3 tRNA genes are annotated in these 420 nt (G+C 55.0%); all 3 read right to left on the bottom strand.

The annotated features are described in order from the left end of the window. Positions 1-64: 64 nt before the first annotated feature. The 3 genes from SAZ04_RS21715 to SAZ04_RS21705 all read right to left on the bottom strand — a co-directional run bounded on the left by SAZ04_RS21715 (position 65) and on the right by SAZ04_RS21705 (position 341). Positions 65-139 (bottom strand) — tRNA-Gln (locus tag SAZ04_RS21715). A 13-nt stretch (positions 140-152) separates the two neighbouring features. Further along, positions 153-245, bottom strand: a tRNA-Ser gene (locus SAZ04_RS21710). Between the two features lie 22 nt (positions 246-267). Next, positions 268-341 (bottom strand) — tRNA-Met (locus SAZ04_RS21705). Between the last annotated feature and the right edge of the window lie 79 nt (positions 342-420).

Below are 420 nucleotides of genomic sequence, written 5' to 3'. Positions count from 1 at the left end.
GAGATTCGAACTCGCGACCCCCACCTTGGCAAGGTGGTGTTCTACCACTGAACTACTTCCGCATTGGCTGGGCTAGCTGGATTCGAACCAACGCATGACGGAATCAAAATCCGTTGCCTTACCGCTTGGCGATAGCCCAATGCATCAAAATATGGAGGAGGAAGAGGGATTCGAACCCCCGCGCGGTTTAACCCGCCTGTCGGTTTTCAAGACCGATCCCTTCAGCCAGACTTGGGTATTCCTCCGTATGAGAATTAAAGACTTTAATAGCGGCGGAGGGAATCGAACCCACGACCTCACGGGTATGAACCGTACGCTCTAGCCAGCTGAGCTACGCCGCCTAATCATATTGGTGGAGCCTAGCGGGATCGAACCGCTGACCTCCTGCGTGCAAGGCAGGCGCTCTCCCAGCTGAGCTAA

The organism is Halalkalibacter lacteus (assembly GCF_036663595.1).
Taxonomy (GTDB): Bacteria; Bacillota; Bacilli; order Bacillales; family Bacillaceae_D; genus Halalkalibacter; species Halalkalibacter lacteus.
Note: the sequence above shows the minus strand (reverse complement) of the source record. Positions and strands in the feature narration are given on the sequence as shown.